The sequence below is a fragment of the Sediminimonas sp. genome, assembly GCF_024637375.1.
Taxonomy (GTDB): Bacteria; Pseudomonadota; Alphaproteobacteria; order Rhodobacterales; family Rhodobacteraceae; genus Sediminimonas.
This window is the reverse complement of the sequence record NZ_JAGXFK010000034.1, coordinates 1-18,844: the sequence shown is the minus strand read 5'-3', so window position 1 is coordinate 18,844 and position 18,844 is coordinate 1. Positions and strand designations below refer to the sequence as shown.

Sequence of the window (18,844 nt, the reverse complement as noted above, 5' to 3'; positions counted from 1 at the left end):
TTTGATCCCATCCGACCGCCAGTTCTCTCCGGGCTTGCCGGACCGCGCTAGGAACCGGCCAGGCCAAAATCCAGGCTGGACATGGTCTTACCACGAATTCGCCACGCCGAGGGCACAAATCGCTCCCAGCAAAGTTCACGCAAATGTGACCGGCCGGTCAGCGTCGTTCCCGGTTTCACGCCTGGACCTGCTTGTTCTGGCGGTTGGCGATGAGGTCGTCCACCACCGCGGGATCGGCGAGCGTCGAGGTGTCGCCGAGGTTGGAGAACTCGTCTTCGGCGATCTTGCGCAAGATGCGGCGCATGATTTTCCCCGAGCGCGTCTTGGGCAGGCCCGGCGCCCACTGGATGAGGTCGGGTTTGGCGATGGGGCCGATCTCGGTACGGACCCATTTTTCCAGCTCCTTGCGCAGCTCGTCGCTGGGCTCGACCCCGTTCATCAGGGTGACATAGGCATAGATGCCCTGGCCCTTGATGTCGTGCGGGTAGCCCACCACCGCGGCTTCGGCCACCTGGGCGTGGGCGACCAGGGCCGATTCGACCTCGGCCGTACCCATGCGGTGGCCGGAGACGTTGATCACGTCATCGACGCGCCCGGTGATCCAGTAGTAGCCGTCGGCATCGCGGCGGCAGCCGTCGCCGGTAAAGTAGTAGCCCTTGTACTGCTGGAAATAGGTATCCATGAACCGCTGGTGATCGCCGTAGACGGTGCGCATCTGGCCCGGCCAGCTATCGGCTATGGCCAGCACGCCCTCGGCTTCGGTGCTGGTAACTTCCTTGCCGGATTCGGGTTCCAGGACCACCGGCTGCACCCCGAAGAAGGGCACCGTGGCCGAGCCGGGCTTGGTCGCCGTGGCGCCGGGCAGCGGGGTGATCATGTGGCCGCCGGTTTCCGTTTGCCACCAGGTGTCGACGATGGGCACGCGGCCCTTGCCGACCACGTCGTTGTACCAGTTCCACGCCTCGGGGTTGATCGGCTCGCCCACGGTGCCCAGGACCTTGAGGTCGCTCAGGTCGTACTTGGCGACGAACTCGTCGCCCTGGCCCATCAACGCCCGGATCGCGGTGGGGGCGGTATAGAACTGGTTGACCTTGTGCTTTTCGCAGACCTGCCAGAACCGGCCGGCGTCGGGGTAGGTGGGCACGCCTTCGAACATCAGGGTGGTGGCGCCATTGGCCAGCGGGCCGTAGACGATATAGCTGTGCCCGGTGACCCAGCCGACGTCAGCGGTACACCAGAACACGTCGCCGTCGTGGTAGTCGAAGGTGTACTGGTGCGTCATCGCGGTATAGACGAGGTAGCCGCCCGAACTGTGCACCACGCCCTTGGGCTTGCCGGTCGAGCCCGAGGTGTAAAGCACGAACAGCGGATCTTCGGCACCCATCGGGCGCGGCGGGCAGTCGGGGCTGACGGTTTCCATCATCGCGTTCACGTCCACGTCGCGCCCGTCGATCCAGGTGGTCTGGCCGCCGGTATGCTTGACCACCAGGCAACGCACCTTGTCGGAACAGTGCAGCAGCGCCGCGTCGGTGTTGGATTTCAGCGCCGTGACGCGGCCGCCGCGCGGCGCCTCGTCGGCGGTGATGACCAGCTTGGCGCTGCAATCGTTGATGCGGTTGGCCAGCGCATCGGGCGAGAACCCGGCGAAGACCACCGAATGCACCGCGCCGATGCGTGCGCAGGCCAGCATGGCATAGGCGGCCTCGGGGATCATCGGCAGGTAGATCACCACCCGGTCGCCGCGCATCACGCCTTGGCTGAGCAGCACGTTGGCAAAGCGGTTCACCTTTTCGTGCAGTTCGCGGTAGGTGATGTGCAGCGCCTCGGCGTCCGGGTCGTCGGGCTCCCAGATGATCGCGGTTTGGTTTCCGCGGGTCGCCAGGTGACGGTCGATGCAGTTTTCCGCGACGTTCAGCACGCCGTCCTCGAACCAGCGGATATCGACGTTGCCGTATTCGAACGTGGTGTTCTTGACCTTGGTGAACGGCTCGATCCAGTCGAGGCGTTTGCCGTGCTCGGCCCAGAAGGCATCGGGATCCTTGACCGAAGCGTCGTACATCTCGCGATATTTCGCGGCGTCGACATGCGCCTTGGCGGCAAAATCGGCTGTGGGTTCGTAGGTTTTGTCAGACATGATGGACCTTCGTCTTTCTGTCGTGTTGGTCATTGCAACGGCGCAAGGCATGCGCGTGCGCATGCCCGGGCTGCCTTGTCAGATGGCCAGATACTCGGCGCGCAGGCTTTCATTTTCAAGAACTTCCGCGGCGGTGCCGTCGAAGACGATACCGCCGGTGTCGAGGATCACCGCCCGGTCGGCCAGTTCCAGCGCGCGTACCGCGTTCTGTTCGACGATCACGGTGGTGATGCCCTGTTCCTTGATGATGCGCAGGGTCTTTTCGATCTCGTCCACGATGACGGGGGCGAGCCCCTCATAGGGTTCGTCGAGCAGCAGCACCTTGATGTCGCGCGCCAGCGCGCGGGCCACCGCCAGCATCTGCTGTTCGCCGCCCGACAGGGTCACGCCGTCCTGCTTGCGGCGTTCCTTGAGCCGCGGGAACAGCTCGAACAGGCGGTCGATCGACCAGCCGACAGGCGGGGCGATCTGGGCCAGTTCCAGATTTTCCTCGACTGTCAGGCCGGCGATGATGCAGCGGTCCTCGGGGACCAGTCCGATACCGGCCCTGGCCGCCTGGTAACTGCTCATGGTGTGCAGCGGCTGGTGATCGAGCCAGATCTCGCCATGGGTGACCTGCGGGCTCTGCATCCTTGCGATCGAACGCAGCGTCGAGGTCTTGCCGGCGCCGTTGCGCCCCAGCAGTGCCAGGATCTCGCCTTCGTGCACGTTGAAGCTGATGTTCTGCACGATGTAGCTTTCGCCGTAGTAGCTTTCCACGTTCCACACCGACAGGAAGGCGGGGGCGGTCTCGGCGTAGCTCTTGCCCTTGGAAAAGTCGGGTTTGACGTTCATGGGGTGTCCTTTCTTACGCGGCTTCGCCGAGATAGGCTTCGCGCACCTTGGGGTGGCCCTTGATGTTGTCGGGCGTGTCCTCGACCAGTGGCGAGCCCTGCGCCAGCACCGTGATCCGCTCGGCCAAGCTGAATACGACGTGCATGTCGTGTTCAATGATCACGATCGTGATGCTGAGTTCGTCGCGGATGCGCTTTAGCAGGTCGATGGTGTTGTTGGTATCGTGGCGCGCCATGCCGGCGGTCGGCTCATCGAGCAGCAGCAGCTTGGGATCCTGCGCCAGGCACATGGCGATTTCCAGCCGCCGCTTGTCACCGCGCGACAGCGATGCCGAATGCATGTGGCGCTTGTCGGCCATGGTGACGTTTTCGAGCGTCGCTTCGGCGTGCTCTATGATTTCGGCCTCGTTCTCGCTGTGCTCGAAGGCATGCATGCGGAAAGAGCCGTCGCGCTTGGCAAAGCACGGGATCATCATGTTTTCCAGAACAGTGAGATCGCCGAATATCTCGGGCGTCTGGAAGACGCGGGAAATGCCCATCTGGTTGATCTCGTAGGGTTTGCGCCCCAGAACGCTCTGTCCGTCGAAGAGCACCGAGCCGGTGTCGGGGATGAGCTTGCCCACCAGACAGTTGAGCAGCGTGGATTTTCCGGCGCCGTTGGGGCCGATGATGGCGTGCACGCTGTTCTCGGCGATGTCGAGGTTGATGTTGCCCAGGGCCTGCAGCCCGCCGAAACGCTTGTTGACGCCTTTAACTTCGAGGATACCCATTGGTTTCTCCTTACTCGGCGGGGTCTTTGGAGGTCGACGACCCGGTGTCGCCGTCGCCATCATTGTCGGTTTTCCGGCGGCGGAAAAGACCCGCGATGCGCTGGCCGCCCTCGACCAGACCGCCGGGCAGGAAGATGACCACCAGCATGAACAGGATGCCCAGCGTCAGATGCCAGCCCTTGCCGACGAACGGGTGCACCAGGGCGACCAGGACATCTTCGATTCCATCGGGCATGATAGCGAACCACTGGTGCAGGATTGTATCGTTGATCTTCGAGAAGATGTTCTCGAAATACTTGATGAACCCAGCCCCCAGAACAGGCCCGATCAGGGTGCCGGCGCCGCCGAGGATGGTCATCAGCACCACCTCGCCGCTGGCCGTCCACTGCATACGGTCGGCACCGGCAAGCGGGTCCATCGACGCCATCAGCCCGCCGGCCAGCCCGGCATACATGCCCGAGATGACGAACGCCGCGAGCGTGTAGGGACGGGCGTTGACCCCGGTATAGTTAAGCCGCTGCTGGTTTGACTTGACCGCGCGCAGCATCATTCCGAAGGGCGACCGGAAGATGCGGATCGACAGGTAGAAGGCCAGCAGGAGCACCACCGCGCAGACGTAGTAGCCGACCGAGAACTGGAATTGCCACCCGCCCGCCGCCATCACGTAGGTATCGCTCATCTCGAAGCCCAGCAACGTCGGGTAGGGCAGGCTGCCGACGCTCTCCGGGGCGCCGTCGAGGATGCGGGGGTCGTCCAGAGACAATTGCAGCCCGGTCTCGCCGTTGGTGATCGGGGTGAGCACCGAGTAGGCCAGGTTGTAGCTCATCTGCGCGAAGGCCAGCGTCAGGATCGCGAAGTAGATCCCCGACCGGCGCAGGCTGACATAGCCGATCAGCGCCGCAAACACCCCGGCGATCACGATGCTCAGCGCGATAGCGGGGAGGATGTTCATGCTCAGCAGCTTGAACATCCACACCGCTGCATACGATCCGACGCCCAGAAAGGCGGCGTGACCGAAACTGAGGTAGCCGGTCAGCCCGAACAGGATGTTGTACCCGATCGCGAAGATCCCGAAGATCACGAAGCGCTGCATCAGGTCGGGGTAGCCCGCGTTGAACTGCGCCATGGCACTGTCGCTGGGGAACGGGTTGAAGATGATCGGCGCGAAAAGCGCCAGCACGGCCACGATCAGCAGAAGGCCCGTGTCTTTCTTGTTCAGTCCCAGCATGGGATCACTCCTCCATCACGCCCTTGCGGCCCATCAGGCCGCGCGGACGCGTCAGCAGAATTATGATGGCAACGAGATAGATGATGATCTGGTCGATTCCCGGCAGGATCGACTTGACCTCGTTCATCGAGGCGAAGGATTCGAGAATCCCCAGCAGGAAACCGGCCAGCACCGCGCCGGGCAGAGAGCCCATGCCGCCGACCACGACCACCACGAAACTGAGCACCAGAAAATCCATACCCATGTGGTAATTGGGCGAATTGATGGGCGCATACATGACCCCTGCCAGCCCCGCCACCGCCGCGGCGATGCCGAACATCAGGGTGAATCGCTTGTCGATGTCGATGCCCAGCAGGCCAACCGTTTCGCGGTCGGCCATACCGGCGCGCACCACCATGCCGAAGGTGGTGAAGCGCAGAAAGGCGAAGACCGCGCTGATGATCACCGCGGCGAAGAGGAAATAGACCAGCCGCCAGTAGGGGTAGATGATGGTGTTGGCATCAAATCCCAGCAGCGCCCCGAAATCGAATGAGCCGCGGAACATGTCGGGCGCCGGGGTGGGGATCGGGTTGGCGCCGTAGAAATACTTGATGATTTCCTGCAGCACGATGGCAAGACCGAAGGTCACGAGGATCTGGTCGGCGTGCGGGCGGGCATAGAAATGCTTGATCAGGCCGCGCTCCATGATGAAGCCGATGATCACCATCACCGGAATCGCCATCAAGATCGACAGCGGCACCGCCCAGTCCAGGATCGTACCGCCGACCGACTGGCCGAACCAGGCTTCGACATAGGTCAGATCCACCTTGAGCGGGTTTCCCAGGAAGTCGGTCTTGGTCTCGTCGATGACCGTGTAGCTGATACTGAGAAACTTCGAAAAGGTCACGGCACAGAACGCACCGATCATGAACAGCGCCCCGTGGGCGAAGTTCACCACCCCCAGGGTGCCGAAGATCAACGTGAGGCCGAGCGCGATCAGCGCATACGCCGATCCCTTGTCGAGCCCGTTGAGAATTTGCAGGATGATTGCGTCCATTGTCCCCACCTTGGGTTGTCAGGAGTTACCGCGTAACGGCCGCGGCGCAGCCGCGCCCGTGCGGGGGCTCCCCGGTCGAACAAGGGATGCGCAGGCGACCCCGCGCATCCCCTCTGTTGTCGCGTGTTGACCGCTTAGCTACCCGGGTTGCAACTGCCCAGGCTGCCGCCGGCGAACATCGGGTGATCCGGCGGATAGGTGACCTGCGCGGCCGGGGTGACCTCGACAACTTCGAGAAGGTCGAACTCGGACTGCGGGTTCTCCTTACCCTGCACGACCAGCACGTCCTTGAAGCACTGGTGGTCGTCGGCGCGGTAGAGCGTCTTGCCGTTGCCCAGGCCGTCGAATTCAAACCCTTCGAGGGCTTCACCGATGGCGCAGGGGTTGAAGCTTCCGGCGCGGCTTGCGGCATCCGCGTACAGCAGCGTTTGCACGTAGCAGGTGTGCGCCGCCTGGCTGGGCGGGAAGCCGTATTTCTCGCCGAAGGACTTGACGAACGCCTTCGAGCCCGCGTCTGTCAGCGACCAGTGCCAGTTGGTCGAGCCGAGAATGCCCTTGACGTTCTCGCCGGCGCCGCGGGCCATCAGGCGCGAGTAGAGCGGCACGACGATTTCGAAGTTCTTGCCGTTGACGCTCTTGTTCTTGAGGCCGAACTGCACCGCGTTGGTCAGCGAGTTGACCATGTTGCCGCCGTAGTGGTTGAGCACCAGAACATCGGCGCCCGAGTTCATCACCGGCGCGATGTAGGAACTGAAGTCGGTGGCCGACAGCGGGGTCTTGACCGTGTTCACGGTTTCCCAGCCCAGAGCCTCGGTCGCGGCGACGATCGATTCCTCCTGGGTCCAGCCCCAGGTGTAGTCTGCCGTGAGGTGATAGGCCTTGCGGTCTTCCCCGTAGCGGGCGGCCAGCACCGGCGCCAACGCGGCACCCGACATGTAGGCGTTGAAGAAGTGGCGGAAACCGTTGGCCTTCTTGTCCTTGCCGGTGGTGTCGTTGGAGTGCGTCAGGCCGGCCATGAAGATCACGCCCGCTTCCTGGCACAGGCCCTGCACGGCGATGGCCACGCCCGAGGACGAGCCGCCGGTGACCATGATGGCGCCGTCCTTCTCGATCATCGAGCGGGCCGAGGCGCGTGCGGCGTCCGACTTGGTCTGGGTGTCGCCGGTGACGAACTCGACCTTCTTGCCGAGGATGCCGTTGCCCTGCAGCGCCTTGGAGCTGAAGGTGTTCATCATGCCACCGTCGCCCTCGCCGTTGAGGTGCTCGACGGCCAGTTTGTAGGCACGCAGCTCGTCGGCGCCCTCGTCGGCATAGGGGCCGGTCTGCGGCACGTTGAAGCCCAGCGTCACGGTGTTGCCGGTGGGCTCGTTGGTGAAGGCGGCCGCGGACGAGGCGGTGAAGATCGTCGGAAGCGCAACGCCGGCCCCGGCGACAGCGCCGGTTCTCAGCACGCCGCGGCGCGTGAATGTGGTCTTGGACATGGTATCCTCCCGTTTCGTGGATCGCGGGTGCGCTCTCCTCTTGCGCGGCCCGCATGCACCATTTGTGCAAAGCCATTATCGTGCATGGAAAGAAAACTTCGCAACAAACGCTTTGACCAAAACAATTTTTTTGTAAAAAAATGCACAATGCGCCAGGATAACTTGTAAAGAAATCTTCTTGGCAGTGCAGAAACGCGTTGATTCAGATAGGAAATTGCGATGCCGCAACGTCAACTTGTCGGACAGCGAATCCGCGAGCGCCGCATCGGTGCGGGGCTGCGTCAGGCCGAACTGGCCCGTCGCGCCGGGATCTCGCCCTCGTACCTGAACCTGATCGAGCACAACCGCCGCAGAATCGGCGGCAAGCTGTTGCTCGACATCGCCCGGGTGCTGGGCGTTGAACCCACGACTCTGAGCGAGGGCGCCGAGGCGGCGCTGCTCGATGTGCTGCGCGAGGCGCGTGCCGCCGATCCGGCCGCGGCGGCCGAGGCCGGCGCCGTTCAGGATTTCGCCGGCCGGTTTCCGGGCTGGGCGCGGTTGCTGGCGGCGCGCCACCGGCGCGCGGCGGAGCTGGAGCATATCGTCGAAACCCTGACCGACCGGCTGACCCATGACCCGCACCTTGCCGCTTCGCTGCACGAGATGCTGTCCACCGTCACCGCGATCCGCGCCACCGCCGGTATCCTGGCCGACAACCCGGACCTGGAACCGGAATGGCGCGGGCGCTTTCATCGCAATATCAACGAGGATAGCGCCCGGCTGGCCAACAGCAGCGAAGCACTGGTCTCGTACCTTGACGCGGCTGGCGAGACGGACGCGGCGCTGTCCTCGCCGCAAGAGGAACTGGAGGTGTTCCTGGACGCGCGCGAGCACCATTTCGCCGAACTGGAGGCCGCGCGCGATCCGGCGGCGGGGGCCGAGGCGATCGCGGCGGTGCTGGCCGGCCAGGAGCGGTTGCATTCGGCGTCGGCCCGAGCGATGGCGCGGGCCCACCTGGAACGCTACCTCGCCGATGCGCTGACCTTGCCGATGCGGCCCCTGGAACGCGCGGTGGCGCGACTGGGGGCCGACCCGGCGGTGCTGTCGCGGGAACTGGGCACCGACATGACCACGGTGATGCGGCGGCTCGCGGCCCTGCGCGCGGCCGGTGGCGCCGGGCCCGTGGGGCTGGTGAGTTGCGATGCCTCGGGTACGTTGATCCTGCGCAAGCCGATACGCGGATTCGGGCTGCCGCGGTTTGGCGCCGCCTGTCCGCTCTGGCCGCTGTTCCAGGCGCTCAGCCGGCCGTTGTCGCCGATCCGACAGGTGGTGCGCCAGAGCGCCCGCGACGGCGGGTTGTTCATGACATACGCCATCGCGCAGCCCTTCGCGCGGCGCGACGATCCCCTGTCCGACCCGCTCTACGAGGCGCACATGCTGATGCTGCCGCTCGATGGCCCGCCGCCGCAGGGCGAAGGCGCGCGCGCGCCGCTGGAACTGGGCGTGAACTGTCGTATCTGCCCGCGCGAAAACTGTGCCGGGCGACGCGAGCCCTCGATCCTGACGGATGGGTTTTGACTTGTGCGGTCACATTGGTGATAACGTCATGACGGCCTGACCGTAACGCTCGGGGGAGGAGCGATGGCATGGGCAAGCATGTCCTTGTGATCGAGGATGAGCCGAACATCATCGAGGCGATCAGTTTCATCCTGATGCGGGATGGCTGGGCGGTGCACACGCATTCGAACGGCAACGACGCGGTCGCGGCGGTGGCCGCGCACGACCCCGACCTGGTGATCCTCGACGTGATGCTGCCGGGGCGCAGCGGCTATGACATCCTGACCGACCTGCGCGCCGCGCCGGCGACGCGCGACCTGCCGGTGCTGATGCTGACCGCGCGCGGTCAGGCGAAGGACCGCGAACTGGCCGAGCGGCTGGGCGCCAGCCGCTTCATGACCAAGCCGTTCTCGAACGCCGAGGTGCTCGAGGCGTTGCGCGACCTGGTGCCATCGTGAGCGAGTCGTCCAATGCCCTCTTCCTGGAACGGCGCAGCTACCGCCAGCGCCGGCTCATGGACGCGCTGCGGCTGTTGCCGGTGCTCGGCGCATTCCTGTGGGCGGTGCCGCTGCTATGGAGCGACGCCGCAGCCGGCGGTGAAGGCGTCGCCACGTCGCGCGCGATGCTCTACATCTTCGGTGTCTGGGCGCTGCTGGCGCTGCTGGCATGGGCGCTGTCGTCGCGGCTGGATCGTTCGCCCGAAAAGACGGACGCGCCGGGAGGCGGCTGATGGCCTCGCTCAACCTGCTGATCGTCGTCTGCCTGGTGTACGTCGCGTTGCTGTTCGCGGTGGCCTTCATGGCCGAGCGCGCGGCGCTCAGGGGGCGGGCGGCATTCCTGCGCTCGTCGGTCGTCTACACGCTGTCGCTGTCGATCTATTGCACCGCCTGGACGTTCTATGGCGCGGTCGGCTACGCGGCGCGCAGCGGCATGGAATACCTGACCATCTACCTGGGGCCGACGCTGGTCATGGTGGGGTGGTGGTGGGTGCTGCGCAAGCTGGTACGGATCGGGCGCACGCAGCGGATCACCTCGGTCGCCGACCTGATTTCGTCGCGCTACGGCAAGTCCAACACGCTGGCGGTGTTCGTGACCGCGCTGGCGGTGATCGGCACCACCCCCTATATCGCGCTGCAACTGCAATCGGTGACGCTGTCATTCGCCAGTTTCGCGCGCGCCGATCCCAGCAGCGCCGTGCCTGCCGACAGCCGCTCGACGGCGCTGTGGGTGGCGATGGGGCTGGCGTTCTTCACCATCCTGTTCGGGACCCGCAACCTGGATGCCAACGAACGCCACCACGGCGTGGTGATGGCCATCGCGCTGGAAGCGGTGGTCAAGCTTTTCGCATTGCTCGCGGTCGGGGTGTTCGTGGTCTGGGGCGTGGGCGGCGGCATCGAGGCCACGCTGGCGCGGATCGATGCCTCGGAGATCGGGCAGTGGCAGATGGATGGCGGCCGCTGGGCGGGGCTGACGATGCTGTCGGCGGCGGCGTTCCTGACGCTGCCGCGCATGTTCCAGGTTCTGGTGGTCGAAAACGAGGACGAGCACCAGTTGCGCACCGCCTCGTGGGCCTTCCCGGCCTACCTGATGGCGATGAGCCTGTTCGTGGTTCCCATCGCGGTGGTCGGGCTGGAGGTGCTGCCCCCCGGCGCCAACCCCGACCAGTTCGTGCTGACCGTGCCCCTTAGCCAGGGACAGGACAAGCTGGCGATGCTGTCGTTCCTGGGCGGATTTTCATCGGCCACCTCGATGGTGATCGTGGCGGCGATCGCGCTCAGCACGATGGTGTCCAACCATGTGGTGATGCCGATCTGGCTGCGTTTCGCCGGCGGCGGCGCGGCGGTGGCGGGCGACGTGCGCCACCTGGTGCTGCTGGCGCGGCGGGTGTCGATCGCGGTGATCCTGGGTCTGGGATACCTCTACTACCGTGTCTCGGGCGGCGGCACCGCGCTGGCGGCGATCGGGCTGGTGTCGTTCGCCGGCGTGGCGCAGTTCCTGCCGGCGCTGATGGGCGGCATCTTCTGGCGCGGGGCGACGCGGATCGGGGCGCTGGCGGGGCTGGGCACCGGGTTCGTCATCTGGTGCTACAGCCTGCTGTTGCCCAGTTTCGGTGGCGGCATCCTGATGACCGACGCGGTCATGGCTTACGGGCCGTGGGGCATTGCCTGGCTGAGGCCACAGGCGCTGTTCGGGATCGAGGGGCTCGACCCGCTGGTACACGCGGTGATGTGGTCGCTGGGGCTCAACACGGTGGTTTTCGTGACCGGCTCGCTGCTCAGCTTTCCGCAGCCGCTGGAGCGGTTGCAGGGCGCGCAGTTCGTCAACGTGTTCGAGCATTCCGGCAACCCGCAAAGCTGGTCGGGCGGCACCGCGCAAAGCGAGGACCTGCTGATCATGGCGCAGCGCATGATGGGCCCGGCGCAGGCGCAGGCGCTGTTCCAGGCCGAGGCGGCGCGACAGGGGCTGGCGGGCTACCTGCCCGAGCCGACGCCGGAATTCCTGCAACGGCTCGAACGCGAACTGTCTGGCGCCGTGGGGGCGGCGACCGCGCACGCGATGGTCGGCCAGATCATGGGCGCGGCGACGGTGTCGGTCGAAGACCTGCTGGCAGTGGCCGACGAGACCGCGCAGATGATGGAGTATTCCAGCCAGCTCGAGGCAAAATCGGCCGAGCTGACGCGCATCGCGGGGCAGTTGCGCGAGGCCAACGAGAAGCTCACCAAGCTGTCGGTGCAGAAGGATGCCTTTCTCAGCCAGATCAGCCACGAGTTGCGCACACCGATGACATCGATCCGGGCTTTTTCCGAGATCCTGCGCGATGCGCCGGACCTGTCCTCGCATGACATGACGAAATACGCCTCGATCATCCACGACGAGGCGCTGCGACTGACCCGGTTGCTGGATGATCTGCTGGACCTGAGCGTTCTGGAAAGCGGGCAGGTCAGCCTCAACATGCGCGACGGGCGGCTGGTGTCGGTGATCGACCAGGCCGTCGCCGCCGCCGGGGTGGCCGAAGAGCGGCTGACGATCCGCCGCGACCGCACGCGCGAGGATATCGGCCTGACCAGCGATCTCGACCGGCTGGCGCAGGTGTTCATCAACCTCATCGCCAATGCCCGAAAATATTGTGACGCCACGGCGCCGTTGCTGAGCATCGAGGTGGCGCAGCGCGGCAACGCGGTGGTGGTCGATTTCGTCGATAACGGGGCGGGCATCCCGACCGATTCGCAGGCGTTGGTGTTCGAGAAGTTCAGCCGCGTCGCCGAAGGCGAATCCGCCGGCGGTGCCGGCCTCGGGCTGGCGATCTGCCGCGAGATCATGGCCCGCCTCGGCGGCGAGATCACCTACCTGCCCGGGCAGGGCGGCGCGGCGTTTCGCGTGATCCTGCCGGTTGCCGCCATGCGCGCGGCGCAATAGCGCGCCGTGCCACGATTCAGAACTTGGTAACCCTGCCGTCCTAGCCTGTCCGAAAACCGCGGGAGACGGCGAAGACATGGCGTCAGACAAGGCAGACCCGGTGCTGCGCCGCAAGGCAAAGGCGGCGCGCGCGCAGATCGAGGCGCGCGTGATGTCGCCGGCGCGGGGCTTGCGGCTGGCGCTGGAACGCACGGCGGCGCGCGCCCTCTCGATGCCGCTCGGCGTACTCGGCACCGAGCGGCTGGTTGCCGATCCGGCAAGCCTGTTGGAAATGGTCGCCGAAGGTGCCCTGTTGATGTCGCTGGACGGGCCGGAAGGGGCGGCACACGGCGCGCTGGCGCTGGACCCGGCGCTGACCGCGGCGTTGGTCGAGGCGCAGACAACCGGCACCGTGGCGCCACGCGCGACGCCCGCGCGCGCACCCACGCGCACCGATGCGGCGTTATGTGCGCCAGTGTTCGACGCGGTGTTGGCGCGGTTCGCGGCAAACATGGCGGCCGGGCCGGACGCCGGCTGGACCGGGGGCCATGCCACCGGCCCCATGCAGGCCGCGCCACATGCCCTGCGCGCGATGTTGACCGCGGATCGCTATCACGTTTTCCGGGTGTCGGTGAAACTGGGCGAGGCGGGCCGCGAGGGCGCCTTCGTGCTGGCATTGCCGGTTGTTGCGGCGACATCGGCGGACGCGGACGGCACGGCCGCCGCCGCGCTGCCCGACCCGCGCTGGCAGGCGCGCGTGCTGGACACCACTGTCCGGATGGACGCGGTCCTGTGCCGCCTCGAACTGCCCTTGGCGGAGGTGCTGGCGCTCAAGCCGGGCGACGTTGTGCCGATCGCCCGCGAGGCGCTGCGCGATGTCGCGCTGGAACCCGGCACGCGCCGGACGGTGGCGCGCGCGCGTCTGGGGCAGATGGGCGGGCGCCGGGCGTTGCGGCTGACAGCGGCCGCGCCAGGGGGCGCTGGCGGGGATGGGTCGCACGAATGGATCGCGGCGGGCCTGTCCGCGGCAGGCGATGCGTCGGACAGGGCCACGACCGGCGCCGAACCGGAGGGGCTGGCGACCGCGGCGGCCGATGCCGTGGACGAACAGCCCGGTGGCGAAGACCCGCCAGCGGGCGAGGCGCCGGACGACCCGCGGCTCAGCGACGCCGAACTGGAGGCGCTGACCCGGTGATCACGGTGAAAATGGCGTGCTGTTCGCCACGGCGACGCGCCCTAGGGGCATGCAATGTCGGCAGGGGCTGGCAGTGAACGCGCGGGCGTGCTTCAGACGCCGCCTTCGGACGCCAGGGCGTCGATCCTGGGGCGCAGCGGTGCCAGGTCATAGCCCGCCGCGCGGGCAATCGACAGTATCTCGTCCGTAGTGCGATGCCCGGCCTCGCCGAGCGCCCAGGCAATGGTGCACCGCGTCCCCGAGGCGCAATAGGCCAGCACCGGGCCGGCAGCGTTCTCGCAGATGCGGCGCTGGCGCGCGATCCGCTCGGGCGACATGCTGTCATGGGTCAGCGGCAGGTCGTGGAAGTCCAGCCCCGCTGCTTCGGCCGCGTCCCTGATCCGGGCCGCGCTCAGGTCGTCGGGCACCTCGCAATCGGGGCGGTTGCAAATCACGGTGGAAAATCCCGCCGCGCGGATCCCGGCCAGGTCTTCGGCGGCGATCTGTGGCGCGACGCTGTAGGTATCGGTAATCCGGCGGCTTTCCATGGCCGCCGTTTAGCCGTCCGGTAGCCGTCTGTCCAGTGCCTTGCGAATCGGGGGCGTCGCCACCATCCCGGCCAGCATCGCCGCGGCGAACACCCAGTGGCCCACCCCGCCATAGGAGAGCGAGGCGATCGCCGGACCGGGGCACAGGCCGGCCAGCCCCCAGCCGGCGCCGAACAGCACCGAGCCGAGGACGAGGTTGCGCCCCAGGCGCGGCTGCGGCTTTTGCGGGAACGCCCCGCCGACAAGCGGCGCACGCCCCGGCACGAATGCCCAGGCGATGGCCATCGGGATGATCGCGCCGCCCATCACGAAAGCCAGCGTCGGATCCCAGTCGCCGAACACGTCGAGCCAGCCCTGTACCTTGAGCGTGTCGGTCATGCCCGACACGAACAGCCCCGCACCGAACAGCGCGCCGGCGATGAAAGCGTAAAGCGCGCGCATCATATCCACCCCAGCCCGTGCCGGAACAGCGCCACCGTCAGCCCGCCGGCGAGAATGTAGAACACCGTCGCCACGATCCCGCGCAACGAAAGCCGCGACATGCCGCACACCCCGTGCCCCGAGGTGCAGCCATTGGCCATTCGCGTGCCGATACCCACCAGCAGACCGGCGGCGATGATCACCACCCAGTTGCCGGTGATGTGCGTGTTCACCTCGCCGTAGAGGGGGTAGAGCAGCACCGGCAGCAGCAGCACCCCGGCCAGGAAGGCGCCGCGTTCGCGCCAGTGCCGCCACTCGCTGCCGTCGACCAGCCCGCCGACGATGCCGCTGGCGCCCATTATGCGGCCGTTGGCCAGCAGGTAGACGGCGCCGCCCGTGCCGATCAGCAGGCCGCCGACCAGACCCCAGATCCAGTCTTGTTCCATGGTGTCGTGATTCCCGTTTGAAAGTCCTGTCAGAAGCCGGCGATCGCCGGGGCGCCGATTCGCGGCGGCGCCGTGATCGGAGGGTAGCCAGGCGTCACAGCTTGTTGACCGGCACCTTCAAGAACACGTCGCCCTGTTCATCGGCGGGCGGCATTTGTCCCGCGCGCATGTTCACCTGAAGCGACGGGATGATCAGCTTGGGCATGGCCAGCGTTGCGTCGCGCGCGTCGCGCATCTTGACAAAAGCGTCCTTGTCCTTGCCGGCGCCGACGTGGATGTTGGCGGCTTTCTGCTCGCCCACGGTGGTTTCCCAGGCATAATCCTCGCGCCCGGGCGCCTTGTAATCGTGGCCAACGAAGATGCGGGTCTCGTCGGGCAGGGCGAGGATCTTCTGGATCGAGTTGTAGAGCGTTTCGGACGAGCCGCCGGGAAAATCGCAGCGCGCCGTGCCGAAATCGGGCATGAACAGCGTATCGCCGACGAAGGCGGCATCGCCGATCACGTAGGTCAGGCAGGCCGGCGTATGCCCGGGCGTGTGCAGCACGTCGCCCCTGAGCTGGCCGATGTGAAAACTGTCGCCCTCGCGGAACAGCTTGTCGAACTGGCTGCCGTCGCGCTGGAACTCGGTGCCCTCGTTGAATACCTTGCCGAAGGTGTCCTGCACGACCTGGATGCGGTCGCCGATGCCGATCTTGCCGCCGAGCTGTTGCTGGATGTAGGGCGCCGCCGACAGGTGGTCGGCATGGACATGGCTTTCCAGCAACCATTTCACTTCAAGCCCCGCGTCGCGCACATGGGCGATGATCGCGTCGGCCGAGCGGGTGTCGGTCCGGCCCGAGGCGTAATCGAAGTCCAGCACCGAATCGATGATCGCGCAGGCGCTACCGGCCGGGTCGCGCACGACGTAGGAAATGGTGTTGGTCGCGTCGTCGAAAAAGGCTTTGACGTCTGGTGACATGGGGTCCTCCGTTTTGAACAACATATAATAAAGCGTGCATATGTTACAACCCCGATATATTACACTCGCGCGCTGCGACGGTGTTGACCTCGATCAACGACATGGTTGACGTGAGTTTGGCAGTATTCGCCCGACGCAAAAGGAGGAAACGCAATGGCCACGCTTGACGCGCGCCGACAGACGCTGATGACCCAACTGGCAACCCTCGACACCCGGCTTCACCGGATCGAGGCCGAACTCGACGAGCCGCACACCAAGGACTGGGACGACGCCGCCATCGAACACGAAACCGACGAGGTGCTCGCACAGCTTGGCCATGCCGGCGAAGAGGAAATCCGCGGCATCCGCGCCGCGTTGCAACGCATCCGCGACGGCGAATACGGCATCTGCACCCGTTGCGGCGCCGAGATCTCTTCCGAGCGGCTGGACCTGTTGCCGGCGACCCCGTTCTGCAAGACCTGTGCCGCTGAGATGGCCTGACGCCGCGCCCGCGCCCGGCCGGCTTGCATTTCGCGCCCGCGCCCGTAAACAATAGGCGGACGCCAGAGCGGGGGAGGGCCGCGACGTGGCCAATGCGGCGGTCAGCAGCGAGCAAAGCGACGGCATCGCGCGCCTGCGGCTGGATCAGGCGCGCGGCGCCCGGCTGACCATGGCGACGATGCAGGCGCTCGGCGCCGCGCTGGATGCCGCGCTGGCCGATGACGCAGTGCGCGCGGTGGTTCTTTGCGCGGGCGAGCAGGTGTTTTGCACCGGCCTGGATGTCGCCGAGATCGAAACGCAGGGCACCGCGCCGGCGCTGCGCGCCGGGGCGCTTTGCGCCGCGGTGGAGCGCGCCGGAAAACCCGTGGTGGCGGCGCTTGACGGGCATGCCACCGGTGCGGGGCTGGAACTGGCCCTTGCCGCCCATGCCCGCATCGCGCGCCGCGGGGTGCGCGCGGGCCTGCCCGAGATCGGCCGCGGGCTGCTGCCCGCCGCCGGGGCCACGCAACGGTTGCCGCGCCTGCTGGACGCGGCGTCGGCGCTTGATGTGCTGATATCGGGCCGCGTGGCGGGTGTCGAATCCGCGCCCCTGCAGCGCCTGATGACACGGATCGTCGAGGCCGACGCCGAGGCGGCGGCGGTCGATGTGGCCCGCGCGATGGCCGAGGCCGGGCCGCCATGGCCGCGCGCCTGCGATATCCAGGCCGGTGCCGACGACCCCGCGGCCTATGCCAACGCCATCGCGGCCCGGCGCGACAGGCTTGCGCAGATCGCCGATGTGCCGCGTTGCCTCATGGCGGCACGGATCGTGGAGTGCGTCGAGGCAGCGCAGCTTCTGCCCTTCGAGGCCGGGCTGGAGTTCGAGCGCACGGCCTTCGCCGAGGTGATGGAGACGCCCCACTCGGCCGGTTTGCGCCATGCCTACCTGGCCGAGCGGCGTGCCGCGCGCATGCCGGGCGCCGCGCAAGCGGGCGGGCGCGGGCGCGTGGGCACCGTGGCCGTGGTGGGCGGCGGTCCGACCGCGGCGGGGGTGGCGCTGTGCTGTCTGGACGCCGGCCTGCCGGTGGTGCATTTCGACCGCGACGAAGGCGCGCTCGACACCGCGCGCGGGCGGATCCTGTCGGTTTACGATGCGGCCGTGTCGGCCGACCGGCTGAGCGCCGAGGCCCGTGCCACGCGGATGCGGCGCTGGACAGGCACTACGCGGCTGGCCGATCTGGGGCAGGCGCAGTTGATCGTCGAGGCGGTCGCCGATCATCTGGAGACCAAGCAGCGGGTCTTCGCGGCGCTTGACCAGGTCGCGCAGGAGGGGGCGATCCTGGCCAGCCACTCGCTGATCCACCCGGTGGCCGACCTGGCGGCGCAGACCGGGAGGCCGGGCGACGTGCTGGGGCTGTTTTTCCACGGCTCCGCTCACCACGCGCGGCTGGCCGAAATTATCGCCGGCCCGCAAACCGACGCGGCCGCGGTCGCGGCCCTGGCCGGGGTGGTCCGGGGGCGTCTGGGCCGGATCGCGGTGCGTGCCGGCACCGGTTGCGGCCCGCTCAGCGAATGGATCATCGCGGCGCTGCGGGCGGTGGCCGCGGGGTTCGTCGCGCAGGGCGTCGCGCCCGGCCGGGTGGACGGCGCCCTGCGCCGGCACGGGATGCCGCGCGGCGCGATCGAAGCGATGGATCGTATCGGCCTTGACGTGGTTCTCGCGCGCCTGAGGGTTCAGGAGTTGCATGACGGCTTCCCGACCCGGTTGCGCCCCAGCCTGGAGCGGCTGGTCGCGGCGGGGCGTACCGGGGCGCGGTCCGGCGCCGGGTTTTATCGGTGGGAGGCCGATGCGCCCGCCGCCGACCCCGCGCTGGCGCAATTGCTGGAGGACGTGGAGGCACCGCGCCTTGCCGTGGACCCGGTCGACGATGACGCGATCTGGCGGCTGTCTCTTGCGGCGATGGCCAATGCCGGGGCGCGGCTGGTTCGCACCGATGCGGCGCAGCGGCCCTCGGATATCGACGCGGTGATGGTGAACGGCCCCGGTTTTCCGCGCTGGCGCGGCGGGCCGATGAAGGCTGCCGACAGCGCCGGGCTGGTCCAGATCGCGAAAACCCTGCACCGGCAGGCGCAAACCGCCCCTGAGCTGTTCGCGCCCGATCCGCTGTTCGAAGAGTTGATCAAGACCGGCGGCCGCTTTGCCGCGATGGTCTGAGCCCGCAGACGACCTGCGCGCGCGGCTCAGCCCAGCAGGATGCCCACCACCACCATCATCAGGCCCAGCACCGAAAGCATCAGTGCCGCCAGGTTCACCGGCAGAACGCTGCGCACCACGGCGCGCAGGTCGGCATCACCAAGCCCGGCGCGCCGGGCCCGCGCAACCTTGACGATGCACCAGACCAGACCCAGCAGACCGGCCACCGAG

The 18,844-nt window shown here is 67.0% G+C and carries 18 protein-coding genes; 7 read left to right on the top strand and 11 right to left on the bottom strand.

The features are described 5' to 3' along the window. Positions 1 to 175: 175 nt before the first annotated feature. From acs to Q0L89_RS04695, 6 genes are all read right to left on the bottom strand, one after another. The gene (acs, locus tag Q0L89_RS04720; protein WP_296762957.1) at positions 176 to 2,134 is read right to left on the bottom strand and encodes an acetate--CoA ligase; all 1,959 of its coding nucleotides are present in this window, start codon (positions 2,132 to 2,134) and stop codon (positions 176 to 178) included. 78 nt (positions 2,135 to 2,212) lie between these two features. Next, complete coding sequence (locus Q0L89_RS04715) at positions 2,213 to 2,968, bottom strand: ABC transporter ATP-binding protein (protein ID WP_296762956.1); 756 nt, start codon at positions 2,966 to 2,968, stop codon at positions 2,213 to 2,215. 13 nt (positions 2,969 to 2,981) lie between these two features. After that, positions 2,982 to 3,737 (bottom strand): ABC transporter ATP-binding protein, encoded by a 756-nt coding sequence (locus Q0L89_RS04710; RefSeq protein WP_296762955.1) that lies wholly within the window; start codon positions 3,735 to 3,737, stop codon positions 2,982 to 2,984. Positions 3,738 to 3,747: 10 nt separating this feature from the next. Next, positions 3,748 to 4,965 carry a branched-chain amino acid ABC transporter permease gene (locus tag Q0L89_RS04705; RefSeq protein WP_296762954.1) on the bottom strand — a complete coding sequence of 406 codons (1,218 nt, stop codon included), beginning with the start codon at positions 4,963 to 4,965 and terminating at the stop codon, positions 3,748 to 3,750. A 4-nt stretch (positions 4,966 to 4,969) separates the two neighbouring features. Further along, positions 4,970 to 6,001, bottom strand: a complete 1,032-nt coding sequence (locus Q0L89_RS04700) for a branched-chain amino acid ABC transporter permease (protein WP_296762952.1) — start codon at positions 5,999 to 6,001, stop codon at positions 4,970 to 4,972. A 134-nt stretch (positions 6,002 to 6,135) separates the two neighbouring features. After that, complete coding sequence (locus Q0L89_RS04695) at positions 6,136 to 7,482, bottom strand: substrate-binding protein (RefSeq protein ID WP_296762951.1); 1,347 nt, start codon at positions 7,480 to 7,482, stop codon at positions 6,136 to 6,138. A gap of 219 nt (positions 7,483 to 7,701) precedes the next feature. Here Q0L89_RS04695 and Q0L89_RS04690 point away from each other — a divergent pair, with 219 nt between their 5' ends. From Q0L89_RS04690 to Q0L89_RS04670, 5 genes are all read left to right on the top strand, one after another. Then, positions 7,702 to 9,039, top strand: coding sequence for a helix-turn-helix domain-containing protein (locus Q0L89_RS04690; RefSeq protein WP_296762949.1), 1,338 nt, complete (start codon positions 7,702 to 7,704; stop codon positions 9,037 to 9,039). Between the two features lie 68 nt (positions 9,040 to 9,107). After that, a complete protein-coding gene (locus Q0L89_RS04685; protein WP_296762948.1) occupies positions 9,108 to 9,476 on the top strand; it encodes a response regulator in 369 nt (122 codons plus the stop codon). Beyond that, positions 9,473 to 9,748, top strand: coding sequence for a hypothetical protein (locus Q0L89_RS04680; RefSeq protein WP_296762947.1), 276 nt, complete (start codon positions 9,473 to 9,475; stop codon positions 9,746 to 9,748). The genes Q0L89_RS04685 and Q0L89_RS04680 overlap by 4 nt, the downstream gene beginning before the upstream one ends. Continuing rightward, complete coding sequence (locus Q0L89_RS04675) at positions 9,748 to 12,435, top strand: sensor histidine kinase (RefSeq protein ID WP_296762945.1); 2,688 nt, start codon at positions 9,748 to 9,750, stop codon at positions 12,433 to 12,435. The genes Q0L89_RS04680 and Q0L89_RS04675 overlap by 1 nt, the downstream gene beginning before the upstream one ends. Before the next feature lie 76 nt (positions 12,436 to 12,511). Further along, complete coding sequence (locus Q0L89_RS04670; protein ID WP_296762943.1) at positions 12,512 to 13,609, top strand: FliM/FliN family flagellar motor C-terminal domain-containing protein; 1,098 nt, start codon at positions 12,512 to 12,514, stop codon at positions 13,607 to 13,609. 92 nt (positions 13,610 to 13,701) lie between these two features. Here Q0L89_RS04670 and Q0L89_RS04665 read toward each other — a convergent pair whose 3' ends face one another. The 4 genes from Q0L89_RS04665 to Q0L89_RS04650 all read right to left on the bottom strand — a co-directional run bounded on the left by Q0L89_RS04665 (position 13,702) and on the right by Q0L89_RS04650 (position 15,960). Further along, on the bottom strand, positions 13,702 to 14,136 hold the full coding sequence (locus tag Q0L89_RS04665; protein ID WP_296762942.1) for a TIGR01244 family sulfur transferase: 435 nt from the start codon (positions 14,134 to 14,136) through the stop codon (positions 13,702 to 13,704). A 9-nt stretch (positions 14,137 to 14,145) separates the two neighbouring features. Next, a complete protein-coding gene (locus Q0L89_RS04660; RefSeq protein ID WP_296762958.1) occupies positions 14,146 to 14,577 on the bottom strand; it encodes a DUF6691 family protein in 432 nt (143 codons plus the stop codon). Then, a complete protein-coding gene (locus tag Q0L89_RS04655; RefSeq protein WP_296762940.1) occupies positions 14,577 to 15,002 on the bottom strand; it encodes a YeeE/YedE family protein in 426 nt (141 codons plus the stop codon). Before Q0L89_RS04655 ends, Q0L89_RS04660 begins: the two co-directional genes overlap by 1 nt. A 94-nt stretch (positions 15,003 to 15,096) precedes the next feature. Further along, entirely contained in the window at positions 15,097 to 15,960 is an 864-nt protein-coding gene (locus Q0L89_RS04650) for an MBL fold metallo-hydrolase (protein WP_296762938.1), read from the bottom strand. A gap of 153 nt (positions 15,961 to 16,113) precedes the next feature. On the opposite strand from Q0L89_RS04650, the gene Q0L89_RS04645 reads away from it, so the two are divergent. Continuing rightward, complete coding sequence (locus Q0L89_RS04645; protein ID WP_296762936.1) at positions 16,114 to 16,440, top strand: TraR/DksA C4-type zinc finger protein; 327 nt, start codon at positions 16,114 to 16,116, stop codon at positions 16,438 to 16,440. A gap of 85 nt (positions 16,441 to 16,525) precedes the next feature. Continuing rightward, positions 16,526 to 18,634: a 3-hydroxyacyl-CoA dehydrogenase NAD-binding domain-containing protein gene (locus Q0L89_RS04640; protein ID WP_296762935.1), complete on the top strand. Its 2,109-nt coding sequence runs from the start codon at positions 16,526 to 16,528 to the stop codon at positions 18,632 to 18,634. Positions 18,635 to 18,660: 26 nt separating this feature from the next. Here the strand turns inward: Q0L89_RS04640 and Q0L89_RS04635 are convergent. After that, a partial coding sequence (locus Q0L89_RS04635; protein ID WP_296762933.1) for a hypothetical protein occupies positions 18,661 to 18,844 on the bottom strand: 184 nt, incomplete at its 5' end.